The sequence below is a fragment of the Variovorax stachyos genome (assembly GCF_051400855.1).
In the GTDB taxonomy this organism is placed as follows: Bacteria; Pseudomonadota; Gammaproteobacteria; order Burkholderiales; family Burkholderiaceae_C; genus Variovorax.
The window spans coordinates 88,630-103,326 of record NZ_JBLFFN010000005.1 but is presented as its reverse complement, the minus strand read 5'-3'; the positions used below and the strand labels follow the sequence as shown (position 1 = coordinate 103,326).

The following is a 14,697-nucleotide window of genomic DNA, read 5'->3' as shown; positions in this document are numbered from 1 at the left end:
ACGCGGCCCCAGCGTCGCCGCCCGCCGATTGACGCTGGCCCGAGGCCGGTCCATATTGAATGCAGGAGGTCCGATGGCCATGCCTGCTGTTCGCCCCGCCGCGGTCGCGGGGATCTTCTATCCGGGGGATGCATTGCCGTTGCGGCAGCAGATCGGCGAATGCCTGGCCGGCGCCCACGACACGGTCGAGGCCGAGCGCCCACCCAAGCTGCTGATCGTTCCGCACGCGGGCTACGTGTATTCCGGTGCCGTCGCGGCGCATGCCTATGCCTTGCTCGCCCCCTGGCGCGAGCGGATCAGCCGCGTCGTGCTTCTCGGCCCGGCGCATCGCTCGGCGGTGCGTGCCCTGGCGGCCCCGGCGGCGGAGGCCTTCGACACGCCGCTCGGCCGCATCGCGCTGGACCTGCCTGCGCTCGCCCTGTTGCGCGACCTGCCGCAAGTCGTGCGCGACGACCGGCCGCACGCTTTCGAGCATTCGCTGGAGGTGCAGCTGCCGTTCCTGCAAACGCTGCTGGGCGGCACCTTCGACCTGGTGCCGCTGCTCGTCGGCCATGCTGGTCCCGCCGAGGTCGCGCAGGTGCTGGCACGCCTGTGGGGCAGCGACGAAACGCTGATTGTCGTCAGCTCCGACCTGTCGCACTACCTGCCCCATGCGCAGGCGCAGTTGCGCGATCGCGCGACGGTGGATCGCATCCTCGGCTTCGATGCCACCCTCGATCCCGAAGACGCCTGCGGCGCGCCGGCGATCAACGGTGCACTTCAGGCGGCACAGGCGCACGGCCTGCTGCCACGGCTGCTGGACCTGCGCAACTCCGGCGACACTGCGGGCGACCGCCGCCGCGTGGTCGGCTACACCGCGATCGCCTTCGAGGCGACGGCGCCATGAACACGAACCCGCCGGCAAGCTGGTGGCATAAGCTGGACGACGGCCGCATCCAGTGCGACCTGTGCCCACGCGACTGCCGCCTGCACGAGGGCCAGCGCGGCATGTGCTTCGTGCGGCAGCGCATCGGCGACGAGATGGTGCTCACCACCTACGGGCGCAGCTCGGGCTTCTGCATCGACCCGATCGAGAAGAAGCCGTTGAATCATTTCCATCCGGGTTCCAGCGTGCTGTCTTTCGGCACCGCCGGCTGCAACCTGGCCTGCAAGTTCTGCCAGAACTGGGACATCTCCAAGAGCCGCGAGATGGACCGGCTGATGGACCAAGCCTCGCCGCAGCGCATCGCCGAGCTGGCGCGCCAGCGTGGCGCCCTGAGCGTGGCCTTCACCTACAACGACCCGGTGATCTTCGCCGAGTACGCCATGGACACTGCCGATGCCTGCCGTGCGCTGGGCATCTTCAGCGTCGCCGTGACCGCGGGCTACATCCACGCCGCGCCGCGGCGCGAGTTCTATGCACGGATGGATGCCGCCAACGTCGACCTCAAGGGCTTCACCGAGGACTTCTATTTCCGGCAGACCGGCGGCCACCTGGCTCCCGTGCTCGATACGCTGCAGTACCTGCGGCACGAGACATCCTGCTGGTTCGAGATCACGACGCTGCTGATCCCCGGCCACAACGACAGCGATGCAGAGATCGAGGCGATGAGCCGCTGGATCTTCGACGCGCTCGGGCCCGACGTGCCGATGCACTTCACGGCCTTCCATCCGGACTACAAGATGATGGACGTGCCGCCCACGCCGCCCGCCACGCTGAAGCGTGCTCGTGCCATCGCGCTGGCCAACGGCCTGCACCACGTCTACACCGGCAACGTGCATGACTTGGAGGGCGGCACGACCTTCTGCCCTCACTGCCGCGCAGCGCTGGTGCGGCGCGACTGGTACCTCGTGATGGATTGCGCGCTGGATGCGCGGGGCGAATGTCCGCATTGCGGCACCCCTATCGCCGGCCATTTCGGAACCTTCCAGCACGGCTTCGGCCGCCGGCGTATCGCGGTGCGTGCGTCCGCTTGAAGCCTACACGGGCAGGACGTCGAGATTGTTCGCCCCCGGCAAGGCATGCAGGCTCTTCGCGAGGCGCGCGCTGTAGGAACGGCTCAACACGGTGCTGATCTCCGTCCAGTCGGCGCGAGCCTCGGACGGCGTCAACGTGACAACGAGATAGCCGCGCTTGCTTGTCTCCGCATAGCGCAGATCCCTCACCATCCTGGGGAAGGCGTCGGTCAGGACCGGCCCGGATATCAGCGGCAGCAGGACCTCGAGTCCTGGCGAGCTGACCGAGGGCGTCGCGAACTCGACCCCGACGCGCTGACCAGACGCATCGGTCAGGTTGCTGGCCCACGCGTTGTGGGTATCGCCCGCGAGCGAGACCAGGTTCTTGCCCATCGAACGGGCCGCCGCCAGCACGGTTTCGCGTGCCGCCGGGTAGCCGTCCCAGGCGTCGAAGTTGTAGGGGACTCGGCGCTGGGCCAGCAGGGCACGCTGGCTGTCGCTGCGCAAGTTTTCCGGCGTGGACTGTGCCAGCACGAATTCGCTCACCGTCTCCAGCGTGAAGGCGCTCGCAACGCTGAGCGGGATCTCCATGCGCGCCATCAACACCTGCTGCCCCAGCACCTGCCAGGTGGCACCCGAAGCGGCCATGCGCGCAGACAGCCAATCCGATTGCTCCGCACCCAGCAACTGGCGGGAGGGACTGTCGGCCGCCCCTGCAAGGTAGGCATCGAGGTCGACCTGGATATCCCGCCCGATGATTCGCGTGTCGAGCATGTGCAGCGACGCGAGCGTGCCGAAGTCGAAGGACCGGTAGATCTTCAGCGGATTGGCAGGATCGGGCATCCTGACCGGCAGCCATTCGCGATAGGCCTGCACGGCGGCGAGGCGCCGCGCGGCGAACGCGCCTTCGGTCGCCGGATCGTGGTTGGCCGCGCCTGCGGACCATGCGTTGTCGGCGAGGTCATGGTCGTCCCACACCGCGATCATCGGCATCCGCGCGTGCAGCGCCCTGAGGTCGGGATCGGTCTTGTACTGGGCGTGCCGGCGGCGGTAATCGTCGAGCGTCAGAATCTCGCGCGGCGGCTGCGATTCGCGATCCAACGCTATTGCCAGCTGCGAGGCGAAGCCCACCACGCCGTACTCGTAGATGTAGTCGCCCAGGTGCAGGACCAGGTCGACGTCGTTGCGCTTCGCGAGCTCGGCGCAGACATTGAAGTAGCCCGCCGGGAAGTTCGTGCACGACACCACGCCGAGCCGCATCTGCGACACGTTGCCGGTCGGCAGCGTCTTCGTGCGTCCGGTGGGTGAGGGCTCGGAACCGACGTAGAAGCGGTAGTAGTACTCGCTGGCCGGCAGCAGCCCGGTGGCGTCGACCTTGACGGTGTAGTCCTGCTCGGGCCCGGTGCTGGCCGTGCCGCGCGCCACGATCACGCCGAAGTTCGCATCGCTTGCGACTTCCCAGCTCAGGTTGAGGGTGCCGGGGCTCGCAGAAGTGACGCGGGTCCAGAGGATGACGCGGTCGGTCAGCGGATCGCCGCTCGCGACGCCGTGGGAGAACAGCGCAGGCGCCCCACCTGGCGCGCCGCCGCCCCCACCGCCCCCGCCGCCGATACCGCCGCCGAACCCGCCTCCACCACCCCCGCCCCCGCAGCCGGACACGCTGACGCCGGTGCCGACGAACATGGCATAGAGCACGGCGCCTCGGATGAACGATCGCCGCGATGGCTCGGGAGCGAGTCGGGGTGCCTTGTCCGGACCCGCAGTGGATCCAGGCGTTTCCGTGCCTTCTTGGGCTTCGCGCATGTCTCGCTCCTTGCCCCGCACGGCAGCCGCACGATGCGGTTGGGTCGCGTCGGAGAGTGGCGAGATTGAAGGCCGATCCAGGCGACCGTGCCGTCGGCCGAGGTCACTGCCAGAAGTCGGTCATTCGCTTACATCGAGTCACATCGAGTTGCGCCCCGATACGTCCACGAGCTTGCGGACGAGGGCTACTCGCCGCGCGAGACCGGGCGCGCCTGCACATCCGTCACGCTGTCGCCCCGGTCACGCAGGCGCACCGGGCTGCCCGCGTCCTCGCCGCGCGCCCGGGCACCGGCCACATCGGCTGCCGTCGGCTCGGCCGGCTGCGCCGCAGCGCGGAAGCGGTCGAAGCCGTGACGCGGATCGAAGCGCATGACCCAGGGCCGCACCGGTTGCCCGGTGAGGCGGGCCCAGCCGTAGCGCAGGCCCCACACCGCCGCCAGCAACATCACCGCGACGGCAAGGCTGGCCGCGAAGACCAGGCCGAGCAGGAACAGGACGACGCGCAGGAGGAAATTCATCATCATCCAGATTAGGCCATGGCCTCGGTGCGAGGTTCCCCGGCCTTCCGGAATTCGAATTGCCCCGGTTTGCGGATCGGGTCGGTCGTCACGGCGATCGTGTCTTTCGGCGCGAAGCTGCCGTCGAGCAGCAGCTTCGACAGCGGGTTCTCGATGCGGTGCTGGATCGCCCGCTTGAGCGGCCGCGCACCGAACACCGGGTCGAAGCCGACCTTGGCGATTTCCGCCAGCGCCGCCGGCGAGACCTCGAGCGCGAGGTCCATCTTCGCGAGGCGCTCCTGCAGCACCTTGAGCTGGATGGCTGCGATCGCCTCGATGTGCTTGGCGTCCAGCGCATGGAAGACCACGGTCTCGTCGATGCGGTTCAGGAACTCGGGACGGAAGTAGTTCTTCAACTCGTCCCACACCGCGTCCTTGATCTCCTCGGCCGGCCGGCCCACCATCGACTGGATGATGGGCGAGCCGATGTTGCTGGTCATCACGATCACCGTGTTCTTGAAGTTCACGGTGCGGCCCTGGCCGTCGGTCAGGCGGCCATCGTCGAGCACCTGCAGCAGCACGTTGAACACGTCAGGATGCGCCTTCTCGATCTCGTCGAGCAGCAGCACGCTGTAGGGCTTGCGGCGCACGGCCTCGGTCAGGTAGCCGCCCTCCTCGTAGCCGACGTAGCCGGGCGGCGCGCCGATCAGGCGCGCGACCGAATGCTTCTCCATGAACTCGCTCATGTCGACGCGGATCAGGTGATCCTCGCTGTCGAACAGGAAACCCGCCAGCGCCTTGCACAGCTCTGTCTTGCCCACGCCCGTGGGGCCGAGGAAGAGGAAGGAGCCGGTGGGGCGGTTCGGGTCCGCCAGGCCCGAGCGCGAGCGGCGGATCGCATTGGCGACCGCGCCGATGGCCTCGTCCTGGCCCACCACGCGCTCGTGCAGCTTGTCTTCCATCTGCAGCAGCTTGTCGCGCTCGCCCTGCATCAGCTTGGAAACCGGGATACCGGTGGCGCGCGCCACCACCTCGGCGATCTCTTCCGCGCCGACCTGGGTGCGCAGCAGCGTGGGCGCGCTGGACTTGCCCTTGCTGGCCTCGGTGTCCTGCGCTTCCTTCAGCCGCTTCTCCAGTGCCGGCAGCTTGCCGTACTGCAGCTCGGCCACCTTGTTGAAGTCGCCCTTGCTGGTGAACTCGGCAATCTGGAACTTGATCTTGTCGATCTCCTCGCGGATCTGCGCGCTGCCCTGGGCCTGCGCCTTCTCGGCCTGCCAGATCTCGTCGAGGTCGGCGAGCTCCTTCTGCACGCGGGCGATGTCCTCCTCGATCAAGGACAGGCGCTTCTGCGAGGCTTCGTCCTTCTCGCGGCGCACGGCCTCGCGCTCGATCTGCAGCTGGATCAGGCGGCGATCGAGGCGGTCCATCACCTCGGGCTTGGAGTCCATCTCGATCTTGATCCTGGCCGCGGCCTCGTCGATCAGGTCGATCGCCTTGTCGGGCAGGAAGCGGTCGGTAATGTAGCGGTCCGACAGCTCGGCGGCGGCGACGATGGCCGGGTCGGTGATGTCGACGCCGTGGTGCACCTCGTACTTCTCCTGCAGGCCCCGCAGGATGGCGATGGTCGCCTCCACGCTGGGCTCGTCCACCAGGATCTTCTGGAAACGGCGCTCGAGCGCGGCGTCCTTCTCGATGTACTTGCGGTATTCGTCGAGGGTGGTGGCGCCCACGCAGTGCAGCTCGCCGCGCGCCAGAGCGGGCTTGAGCATGTTGCCGGCGTCCATCGCGCCCTCGGCCTTGCCGGCGCCGACCATGGTGTGCAGCTCATCAATGAAGACGATGGTCTGGCCCTCGTCCTTGGCGAGTTCGTGGAGCACGCTCTTGAGTCGCTCCTCGAATTCGCCGCGGTACTTGGCACCAGCCAAGAGCGCCGCCATGTCGAGCGACAGCACGCGCTTGCCCTTGAGCGACTCGGGCACCTCGCCCGCGACGATGCGCTGCGCCAGGCCCTCGACGATGGCGGTCTTGCCGACGCCGGGTTCGCCGATGAGCACGGGATTGTTCTTGGTGCGGCGCTGCAGCACCTGGATGGCGCGGCGGATCTCCTCGTCGCGGCCGATCACCGGGTCGAGCTTGCCCAGGCGGGCACGCTCCGTGAGGTCGAGGGTGTATTTCTTGAGGGATTCGCGCTGGCCTTCGGCCTCGGGGCTGTTCACGCCCTGCCCGCCGCGCACCGCGTCGATGGCGGCTTCGACGGACTTGCGCGTCACGCCATGGCTGCGCGCCAGGTTGCCGATCTCGGCCTTGCTGTCGGCGACGGCGAGGAGGAACAGCTCGCCGGCGATGAACTGGTCGTTGCGCTTGATGGCTTCCTTCTCGGTCGCCTGCAGCAGCTTGCCCAACTCGGGGCCGACCTGAACCTGATCATGGCCCTGCACCTGCGGCAGCCGCTTGATCGCCGCCTCGGCTGCATTCAGCAGGCCCGGCACGTTGGCGCCGGCACGCTCGAGCAGCGCACGTGGACCATCACCCTGGCGCAGCATGGCCACCAGCAGGTGGACCGGCTCGATGTAGGCGTTGTCATTGCCCAGCGCGAGCGACTGCGCATCGGCGAGGGCTTCCTGGAATTTGGTGGTGAGTTTGTCTTGGCGCATGAATAACTCCGGTTTCCCGGGAGGTTGGGGGCCGGGGCGGGCATTTCAAGCGCGCGGCAGGGCAAAAACCGGCTCCTCGGGGCGAGTTTGGCGCCCTACGAGGAAGAAGACAGTGACGGAAAGAAATCCAGGATCTCGCGGCCCAACGGCTCCTCGCCGCTGTCGAAATGGGCGACGCGATGGCGCACCCGCCGCGCCGCCGCTGAAAGCCGATTCCGCTGGTTCGGCTCGTTCAGAATAGCGGCCTGCGGACCGTGAGGCGCCCCATCGCGCGCCCTCGTCTCGTTCCCTTTTTCATATCCACTGGAGTCGCTCATGTTCTCTACAAGCATGCCTCGCGCGTCGCGGCGAGTTTTCGTACTCGGGCTGGCCGCTGCGATGGCGGGCCTTGCAGGCCTCGCGCAGGCACAGCAGCAAGGTGCACCGATCAAGCTGCTGGTCGGCTTCCCGGCCGGCGCCGGCACCGACGCGATTGCCCGCACGCTGGGCGAGAAGCTCAAGGACCAGCTGGGGGCGCCGGTGGTGGTCGAGAACCGGGCCGGCGCCGGCGGGCAGATCGCGGCCCAGGCGTTGAAGGCCGCGCCGGCGGACGGCCATACGCTGCTGCTGTCGCACGACCACACCATCTCGATCCTGCCGCAGGTGGTGAAGAACCCGGGCTACAACTCGGCCACCGACTTCGTGCCCGTGGCCGGCTTCGCGACCTTCGCCAACGTGCTGGCGGTTTCGGGCGGCACGCCCGCGAAGAGCCTCGACGAGTACCTGAAATGGGTGCGCACCCAGCGCGGCGGCAAGGACACCATCGGCGTGCCGGCGCCGGCCTCGATCCCCGAGTTCCTGGTGAAGATGATCGGCGCCAAGTACAAGATCGACGTGCAGGCGGCGCCCTACCGGGGCAGCGCACCGATGACGGCCGACATGCTGGGCAACCAGATCAGCGCCGGTATCGCCTCCGTGCCCGACTTCATCGAGAACCACCGGGCCGGCAAGGTGCGCATCGTGGCCACCATCGGCGCCAAGCGCCAGGCGCTGCTGCCGCAGGTGCCGACCTTTACCGAACTGGGCTTCGCCAATCTGGAAGACCTGCCGTATTACGGCGTGTTCGCGCCAGTGGGCACGCCGCAGCCGGTGATCGACCGTTTCGGCGATGCGCTCGCCAAGGTGCTGGCCATGCCCGACGTCAAGCAGAAGCTCACGACCATGGGCTTGACGGTGGCGTACGAGCCGCAGGGGCAGTTCGCGGGCCGCGTGCGCAGCTATACGCAGACCTGGGCAGGCATCATCAAGGCGAGCGGCTTCACGCCGCAGTAGGCTGGTTTCAGGCGTTGCCGGCCTGGATGCCCCAGCGCGCCAGGGCCGCATCGTCATCGACGCGCGCATCGACCCAGCGCGCGCCCTGGGGCGTCTGTTCCTTCTTCCAGAACGGCGCCTGCGTCTTCAGGTAGTCCATCAGGAACTCGCAGCCCTGGAAGCTCTGGCCGCGGTGGGCGGAGACCACCGCCACCATCATGATCTGGTCGAGCGGCTGCAGGAGCCCCACGCGATGGATCACGCGCGCGCCGAGGATGTCGAATCGGCGATGAGCCTCGTCGATCATGGCCTCGATGGACTTCTCGGTCATGCCCGGGTAGTGCTCGAGCTCCATCGATGCCACCGCATCGCCGTCGTTGCGGTCGCGCACGGTGCCGACGAAGGCGCAGACCGCCCCCACCCGCTTGTCGTCCGCGCGCAACGCGGCGACCTCCCTGGCAAGGTCGAAATCGGCTGTCTGGATGAAAACGCGCGGGCCGCTCATGGCCGGATTGTGGCACCGCGCTAGACTGCGGCGCATGCCTTCCCTCGCGCACCGCCCTCTTCCATCGCTCGCCGCGATGGTCCGCGTGTGCCTGGGCGGCAAAGCCAAAAAACCCGAGCTCGTCTGACCGGGGCTTCGGTTCCGTCGTCGGATGAGCGACGGAACTGCAGGGTTCGATATCCAGCCTTGTTTCGTGCGCGCGTCCGACGGTGGTTCATCCATCGGTCTGGTCTCCAAGGAAAACCGCGTGCCTTCCACTTCTTCACCCTCTCCTGATTTGTCGGGCCTTTGGATCCCGCTCGTCACGCCCTTTCGCGACGGCGCCGTCGACCATGCGGCGCTGGCCGCATTGACCGATGAGCTCGCGTCTTCCGGCATCGCCGGCTTCGTGGTCTGCGGCTCGACCGGCGAAGCCGCGGCGCTCGATGCCAACGAACAGCTGGCCGTGCTCGCCACGGTCGCGAAGGCCGCGCCCGCCCTGCCGCGCATCATGGGCATCTCGGGCTACCACCTGGGCAAGACCGTTGCATGGGTGCGCGAGTTGAACGACCAGGGCCTTGCCGGGCTGCTGGTGCCAGCGCCGAGTTACATCCGGCCTTCGCAGGCGGGCTTGGTGGCCTGGTTTCAGGCGATCGCGCATGCAAGTGCCGCGCCGGTCCTCGTCTATGACATTCCCTACCGCACCGGCGCCGTCCTCGCGCGCGAGACGCTGCTCACGCTCGCGGCCGATCCGCGCATCTGCGGGCTCAAGGACTGTGGCGGCGACATGGCCAAGACGCGGGCGCTGATCGCCGACGGGCGGCTGCAGGTGCTGGCCGGGGAGGATGCGCAGATCTTCTCGACCTTGGCCGAGGGCGGCGTGGGTGCCATCGCAGCCAGCGCTCACCTGCAGACGGCGCGCTTCGTCCAGGTGATCCGCCTGCTCCGCGAGGGCCGGCTGGCCGAGGCGCGTGTCCAGTGGCAACCACTGCTCCCGCTGATCGAGGCCTTGTTCGCCGAGCCGAATCCGGGGCCGCTGAAGGCCGTGCTTGCGCGGCAAGGCCTGATGCAGGACGAGCTGCGTGCGCCGATGACTCGCGCCGGCGACGCGCTGTGCGCGCAGCTGTCGCAGCTGCAGGCCGCGCTCAGCCCCCCGTAACGGGCGGGAAGAAGGCCACTTCCTGGCCTTCGCGCAGTGCGGCGCCTTCGGCGCTCATGACCTGGTCCAGCGCCATGCGCACCGCCTTGCCGCGGGCCAACGCGCTGGCATGGGGCTCGCCGCGTGCGATCAGTTCGTCGCGCAGCGCGCCGAGATCGGCGGCGCGGGTCTCGACGGTTTCGCTGCCGGTCCCGAGGGCCTCGCGCACCGAGGCGAAGTAGCGCACGGTGACCTTCATGTTCAGGCCAGCAAGGACGAGAAGGGAATGAACTGCACCATGTCGCCGGCCTTGAAGGGCTGGCCGGCCGGCGTGTCGATCACGCCGTCGCCCCAGACCATGGAGGTCAGCACGCCCGAACTCTGGTTGGCGAACAGGTCGAGGCCGCCGCCGGCGTTGCGGCGCGCGCGCAGGAACTCGCGGCGGCGGTCGGCACGCGGCCAGTCGAAGTCGGCGCGCATCGCGATCGGTGCCGGCGCTACTCGGGTGGCGCCCTGGAGCGTCAGCAGGAAGGGGCGCACCAGGAGCAGGAAGGTCAGGAAGCTGGAGACCGGGTTGCCGGGCAGCCCGGTGAGATGGGCATTGCCGATGCGGCCGTAGGCAAACGGCTTGCCGGGCTTCATCGACAGCGACCACAGGTCGAGCTGGCCCAGTGCTTGCACGCCTGCCTTGATGTGGTCCTCTTCGCCGACCGAGACGCCACCGGTGGTGATGATCAGGTCGCTGCGCTCCGAGGCACTGCGCAGCGCGTCGATGGTCGCGTCGCGGCGGTCGGGCACGATGCCCAGGTCGTGCACCTCGCAGCCCAGCCGCACGAGCAGGGCCCGCATGAAGAAGCGGTTGGAGTTGTAGATCGAGCCCGGCTTCATGGCCTCGGGCGCAACTTCGCCGGGCATCACGAGTTCGTCGCCGGTGGACAGCAGCGTGACGCGCGGGCGCTTGGCCACCTGCAGCTGGTCGAGGCCGACGCTGGCTGCCAGCCCCAGCCCCGCGGGGGTGAGGCGCTCTCCGCGCGCGAGCACCACGTCACCCGCGGCGACGTCTTCGCCGGCGCGGCGAATCCACTGGCCCGCCGCCGGCACGATCTCGATGCGCACGCTGCCCAGCCCGCCCTCTTCCGGCAGCGCGGTGGCGTCTTCCTGCATCACCACTGCATCGGCGCCTGCGGGGATCTGCGCGCCGGTGAAGATGCGGGCGGCCGTGCGGGCAGCCAGCGGCGTGCCCACGGTGCCGGCGGGGATGCGCTGGGCCACACGCAGCACCGCGCCGGGCGCGGCGCAGTCGGCACTGCGCACCGCGTAGCCGTCCATCGAGCTGTTGTCGCGGGGCGGCACGGTGAGGCTGGAGCGCACGTCCTGCGCGAGCACGCGCCCGTCAGCCTCGAAGGTGGATACCGATTCGATGCCCATTTGCGGTGTGGCGGCGGCGAGGAGCCGCGCCAGTGCCTCGTCGAGCGGCATCAAGGGAGGACGTCTGGAAGCGTCAGCCATGGCGATCCAACTTGTACTCGAAACGGCTGGCGTTCTGCAGCAGCCAGGCGCCAATGCCATCGACGTCGTTCAGGTCGAACACCGGCAGCGTGGTGGCACGCGGGAGGCGCTCGGGCGTGTCGGTGGCGATTGCGACGATGAAGGGGTCTTCGGTATAGCGCGCCGGCCTGGGGGCCTGGCCTTCGTCGGGCTCGCGCCAGATCTCGATCTTCTGCAGGTCGCTGTGCTTGAAGCCTTCGACCAACACCCAGTCCACACCCGCATCGAGCTCGGCGACGAGCTCGTGCACACCGAGCTGCGTCGGCCGTTCGAATTCGCGGATCAGCGCGAGCCGCTTGTCGGAGGCCACGACCACCTCGAAGGCACCGGCCTCGCGATGGCGGTAGGTGTCCTTGCCCGGATGGTCGATGTCGAACTTGTGGTGGGCATGCTTGACCACCGAAACGCGCTGGCCGTTGAACCTGAGCACAGGGATCAGCCGCTCGACCAGCGTGGTCTTGCCCGCGCCCGAGAAGCCGGCGAAGCCGATGACTTTCATGCGCGACTCGCCGGCTCGGAAGGCGTGAATGAACCCGGGGAGGGCATGACGGGTTCGTTCATACCTTCCTTCAGGCGCAGTGCCGGGTGATGTAGGCCTTCACGGCCTCGGCGTCGGCCGGCAGCTGGATCACGCGCCGCGGCAGCGCCTCGATGCCTTCGAAGCGCGCGGGACGCTCGGGCGCGCGGCCCAGGGCCTCGACGATGGTCTCGGCGAACTTGATGGGCAGCGCGGTCTCGAGCACGATCATTGGCACGCCGGGCTCCAGGTGTTCGCGCGCGGCCTTGAGGCCGTCGGCAGTGTGGGTGTCGACCAGGGTGGCGAAGCGCTTGTCGGTGTCGCGGATGGTCGCGAGGCGATCGGCATGGGTGCTGCGGCTGCTTGCGAAGCCGAAGCGCGTGGCCGCCTCGCCGAAGACCGGGTCGGCGCTCAGATCGAAGCGGCCTGTCCTACCCAGATCTTCTTGGAAGAGTCTGCGCGTCCTGGCCGCATCCCGGCCGACCAGATCGAACACGAAGCGCTCGAAGTTGCTGGCCTTGGAGATATCCATCGAGGGACTGGAGGTCTCGTGCGTATCGGCCGCCGAGCGCACGCGGTAGATGCCGGTGCGGAAGAACTCGTCGAGCACGTCGTTCTCGTTGGTCGCCACCACGAGCTTGCGGATGGGCAGGCCCATCGAACGCGCCACGTGGCCGGCGCAGACGTTGCCGAAGTTGCCTGAGGGGACCGTGAAGCTGACCTGGTTGTCGTTGCTGCCCGTGGCCTGGAAGTAACCCGCGAAGTAATAGACAACCTGCGCCAGCAGCCGCGCCCAGTTGATGGAGTTGACCGTGCCGATCCTGTACTTGCGCTTGAAGTCCAGGTCGTTCGACACCGCCTTGACGATGTCCTGGCAATCGTCGAACACGCCGGCAACCGCGATGTTGTGGATGTTCGGGTCCTGCAGGCTGAACATCTGGGCCTGCTGGAAGGGGCTCATGCGCCCGTCGGGCGAGGTCATGAACACACGAACACCCTTCTTGCCGCGCATCGCATACTCGGCCGCGCTGCCCGTATCGCCGCTGGTGGCGCCGAGGATGTTGAGCTCCTCGCCGCGGCGCGCGAGCTCGTACTCGAACAGGTTGCCGAGGAGCTGCATCGCCATGTCCTTGAAGGCGAGCGTCGGACCGTTGGACAAGGCTTCCAGGTACACGCCGTCCTCGAGTTCGCGCAGCGGCACGATGTCGGGGGTTCCGAAGATCTCCGCGGTGTAGGTCTTGGCGCAGATCGCCTTCAGGTCCGCGGCCGGGATGTCGTCGATGTAGAGCGAGAGGATCTCGAAGGCCAGCTCTGCATACGGCAGTTCGCGCCACCGCGCGAGGGTGGCAGCATCCACCTGCGGGTAGCGCTCGGGCAGATAAAGGCCACCGTCCGGCGCCAGGCCCTCGAGCAGGATCTCGCAGAACCGGCGGCGCTCCGGATGGCCGCGCGTGGACAGGTAGCGCATCAGGACAGCTCTTCCTTGCGGATGCGCACGATCGGCGCGAGCACGGTGGGCAGCGCCTGGAGCTGGACCAACGCATCGTCCAGCGTGCCCTCGCGCGTGTCGTGCGTGAGGATGATGAGGTCGGTCTGGGTCGAGCCTTCGCCACCCACCTCGTCGGCCTCGCGCTGCAGCACCGCGTCGATGCTGATGCCCGCCGTGGCAAGCAGGCCGGTCACCTGGGCCAGCACGCCGGCCTCGTCGGCCACGCGCATGCGCAGGTAGTAGCTGGTCACCACCTCCGACATCGGCAGCACCTGCAGGTCGCTCATCGCGTCGGGATGGAAGGCCAGGTGCGGCACGCGGTGCGCCGCGTCGGCCGTGTGCAGGCGGGTGACGTCGACCAGGTCGGCGATCACCGCGCTGGCGGTGGGCTCGCTGCCGGCGCCCTTGCCGTAGTACAGCGTGGTGCCGACGGCATCGCCGTTGACCACCACTGCGTTCATTGCGCCTTCGACGTTGGCGAGCAGGCGCTTGGCCGGCACCAGGCTGGGATGCACGCGCAGCTCGATGCCCTGGGCCTTGCGCTTGGTCACGCCCAGCAGCTTGATGCGGTAGCCCAGCTGCTCGGCGTACTTGATGTCCTGTGCCGCCAGCTTGGTGATGCCCTCGACATGCGCCCTGTCGAACTGCACGGGGATGCCGAAGGCGATGGCGCTCATCAGCGTGACCTTGTGGGCGGCATCCACGCCCTCGATGTCGAAGGTCGGGTCGGCCTCGGCGTAGCCCAGGCGCTGCGCCTCCTTCAGCACGGTGGCGAAGTCCAGGCCCTTGTCGCGCATCTCGGAAAGGATGAAGTTGGTGGTGCCGTTGATGATCCCGGCGATCCACTGGATGCTGTTGGCGGTGAGGCCCTCGCGCAGCGCCTTGATGATGGGGATGCCACCGGCTACCGCGGCCTCGAAAGCCACCATCACGCCCTTGGCGTGGGCTGCCGCGAAGATCTCGGTGCCGTGCACCGCCAGCAGCGCCTTGTTGGCGGTGACCACATGCTTGCCGGCAGCGATCGCCTCCAGCACCAGCTCGCGGGCGATGCCATAGCCGCCGATCAGCTCGATCACGATGTCGATGTCGGGGTTGGCGATGACGGCACGCGCGTCGTTCACCACCTGCACGCCCTCGCCCACCGCCGCCCTGGCACGCGCGAGGTCGAGGTCGGCCACCATGGTGATCTCGATGCCGCGCCCCGCACGGCGCTTGATTTCTTCCTGGTTGCGCTGAAGCACCGTGAAGGTGCCGCTTCCGACCGTGCCGATGCCGAGCAGGCCTACTTGGATGGGTTTCATTCGATTCGTCTGGCTATGGAACTGGGGCAGAAGCGCGTCTG

At 68.2% G+C, this 14,697-nt stretch carries 14 protein-coding genes; 4 read left to right on the top strand and 10 right to left on the bottom strand.

Annotated features, from left to right (window positions below; all coding sequences use genetic code 11):
* The first annotated feature begins 79 nt into the window (after positions 1-79).
* Positions 80-886, top strand: a complete 807-nt coding sequence (gene amrB, locus ACMGEZ_RS10880; protein WP_436822283.1) for an AmmeMemoRadiSam system protein B — start codon at positions 80-82, stop codon at positions 884-886.
* Positions 883-1,956 carry an AmmeMemoRadiSam system radical SAM enzyme gene (gene amrS / locus ACMGEZ_RS10875; protein WP_436822282.1) on the top strand — a complete coding sequence of 358 codons (1,074 nt, stop codon included), beginning with the start codon at positions 883-885 and terminating at the stop codon, positions 1,954-1,956. Before amrB ends, amrS begins: the two co-directional genes overlap by 4 nt.
* Positions 1,957-1,959: 3 nt before the next feature.
* On the opposite strand, the gene ACMGEZ_RS10870 is transcribed toward amrS, so the two are convergent.
* From ACMGEZ_RS10870 to ACMGEZ_RS10855, 4 genes are all read right to left on the bottom strand, one after another.
* Positions 1,960-3,738: an alkaline phosphatase D family protein gene (locus ACMGEZ_RS10870; RefSeq protein ID WP_436822281.1), complete on the bottom strand. Its 1,779-nt coding sequence runs from the start codon at positions 3,736-3,738 to the stop codon at positions 1,960-1,962.
* A gap of 185 nt (positions 3,739-3,923) precedes the next feature.
* Entirely contained in the window at positions 3,924-4,259 is a 336-nt protein-coding gene (locus ACMGEZ_RS10865) for a hypothetical protein (protein ID WP_436822280.1), read from the bottom strand.
* 8 nt (positions 4,260-4,267) lie between these two features.
* The gene (gene clpB, locus ACMGEZ_RS10860) at positions 4,268-6,889 is read right to left on the bottom strand and encodes an ATP-dependent chaperone ClpB (RefSeq protein ID WP_436822279.1); all 2,622 of its coding nucleotides are present in this window, start codon (positions 6,887-6,889) and stop codon (positions 4,268-4,270) included.
* A 95-nt stretch (positions 6,890-6,984) separates the two neighbouring features.
* Positions 6,985-7,206 (bottom strand): hypothetical protein, encoded by a 222-nt coding sequence (locus ACMGEZ_RS10855; protein ID WP_436822278.1) that lies wholly within the window; start codon positions 7,204-7,206, stop codon positions 6,985-6,987.
* Between ACMGEZ_RS10855 and ACMGEZ_RS10850 the strand changes: the two genes are divergently transcribed.
* Positions 7,205-8,200: a Bug family tripartite tricarboxylate transporter substrate binding protein gene (locus ACMGEZ_RS10850; protein ID WP_436822277.1), complete on the top strand. Its 996-nt coding sequence runs from the start codon at positions 7,205-7,207 to the stop codon at positions 8,198-8,200. The two genes, ACMGEZ_RS10855 and ACMGEZ_RS10850, sit on opposite strands and share 2 nt — an antisense overlap.
* 7 nt (positions 8,201-8,207) lie before the next feature.
* On the opposite strand, the gene ACMGEZ_RS10845 is transcribed toward ACMGEZ_RS10850, so the two are convergent.
* Positions 8,208-8,684, bottom strand: coding sequence for a molybdenum cofactor biosynthesis protein MoaE (locus ACMGEZ_RS10845; protein WP_436822276.1), 477 nt, complete (start codon positions 8,682-8,684; stop codon positions 8,208-8,210).
* Between the two features lie 247 nt (positions 8,685-8,931).
* Between ACMGEZ_RS10845 and dapA the strand changes: the two genes are divergently transcribed.
* Positions 8,932-9,822 carry a 4-hydroxy-tetrahydrodipicolinate synthase gene (dapA, locus tag ACMGEZ_RS10840; RefSeq protein ID WP_436822275.1) on the top strand — a complete coding sequence of 297 codons (891 nt, stop codon included), beginning with the start codon at positions 8,932-8,934 and terminating at the stop codon, positions 9,820-9,822.
* On the opposite strand, the gene ACMGEZ_RS10835 is transcribed toward dapA, so the two are convergent.
* Genes ACMGEZ_RS10835 through ACMGEZ_RS10815 form a run of 5 tightly spaced genes read right to left on the bottom strand, consistent with a single transcriptional unit; the run spans position 9,809 to position 14,656 of the window.
* Positions 9,809-10,060: a MoaD/ThiS family protein gene (locus ACMGEZ_RS10835; protein ID WP_162587820.1), complete on the bottom strand. Its 252-nt coding sequence runs from the start codon at positions 10,058-10,060 to the stop codon at positions 9,809-9,811. The two genes, dapA and ACMGEZ_RS10835, sit on opposite strands and share 14 nt — an antisense overlap.
* A 2-nt stretch (positions 10,061-10,062) precedes the next feature.
* Positions 10,063-11,310 carry a molybdopterin molybdotransferase MoeA gene (locus ACMGEZ_RS10830; protein ID WP_436822274.1) on the bottom strand — a complete coding sequence of 416 codons (1,248 nt, stop codon included), beginning with the start codon at positions 11,308-11,310 and terminating at the stop codon, positions 10,063-10,065.
* The gene (gene mobB / locus ACMGEZ_RS10825) at positions 11,303-11,878 is read right to left on the bottom strand and encodes a molybdopterin-guanine dinucleotide biosynthesis protein B (protein ID WP_436822569.1); all 576 of its coding nucleotides are present in this window, start codon (positions 11,876-11,878) and stop codon (positions 11,303-11,305) included. Before mobB ends, ACMGEZ_RS10830 begins: the two co-directional genes overlap by 8 nt.
* Positions 11,879-11,918: 40 nt before the next feature.
* Complete coding sequence (gene thrC, locus ACMGEZ_RS10820) at positions 11,919-13,334, bottom strand: threonine synthase (RefSeq protein ID WP_436822273.1); 1,416 nt, start codon at positions 13,332-13,334, stop codon at positions 11,919-11,921.
* Positions 13,334-14,656 carry a homoserine dehydrogenase gene (locus ACMGEZ_RS10815; protein ID WP_436822272.1) on the bottom strand — a complete coding sequence of 441 codons (1,323 nt, stop codon included), beginning with the start codon at positions 14,654-14,656 and terminating at the stop codon, positions 13,334-13,336. The genes thrC and ACMGEZ_RS10815 overlap by 1 nt, the downstream gene beginning before the upstream one ends.
* Between the last annotated feature and the right edge of the window lie 41 nt (positions 14,657-14,697).

Coding starts and splice junctions, on each gene's coding strand:
- ACMGEZ_RS10855 (WP_436822278.1), bottom strand. CDS start 7,206: ATGAGCGACTCCAGTGGATATGAAAAAGGGAACGAGACGAGGGCGCGC.
- ACMGEZ_RS10830 (WP_436822274.1), bottom strand. CDS start 11,310: ATGGCTGACGCTTCCAGACGTCCTCCCTTGATGCCGCTCGACGAGGCA.
- ACMGEZ_RS10865 (WP_436822280.1), bottom strand. CDS start 4,259: ATGATGAATTTCCTCCTGCGCGTCGTCCTGTTCCTGCTCGGCCTGGTC.
- ACMGEZ_RS10850 (WP_436822277.1), top strand. CDS start 7,205: ATGTTCTCTACAAGCATGCCTCGCGCGTCGCGGCGAGTTTTCGTACTC.
- ACMGEZ_RS10845 (WP_436822276.1), bottom strand. CDS start 8,684: ATGAGCGGCCCGCGCGTTTTCATCCAGACAGCCGATTTCGACCTTGCC.
- amrB (WP_436822283.1), top strand. CDS start 80: ATGCCTGCTGTTCGCCCCGCCGCGGTCGCGGGGATCTTCTATCCGGGG.
- ACMGEZ_RS10870 (WP_436822281.1), bottom strand. CDS start 3,738: ATGCGCGAAGCCCAAGAAGGCACGGAAACGCCTGGATCCACTGCGGGT.
- clpB (WP_436822279.1), bottom strand. CDS start 6,889: ATGCGCCAAGACAAACTCACCACCAAATTCCAGGAAGCCCTCGCCGAT.
- thrC (WP_436822273.1), bottom strand. CDS start 13,334: ATGCGCTACCTGTCCACGCGCGGCCATCCGGAGCGCCGCCGGTTCTGC.
- amrS (WP_436822282.1), top strand. CDS start 883: ATGAACACGAACCCGCCGGCAAGCTGGTGGCATAAGCTGGACGACGGC.
- ACMGEZ_RS10835 (WP_162587820.1), bottom strand. CDS start 10,060: ATGAAGGTCACCGTGCGCTACTTCGCCTCGGTGCGCGAGGCCCTCGGG.
- ACMGEZ_RS10815 (WP_436822272.1), bottom strand. CDS start 14,656: ATGAAACCCATCCAAGTAGGCCTGCTCGGCATCGGCACGGTCGGAAGC.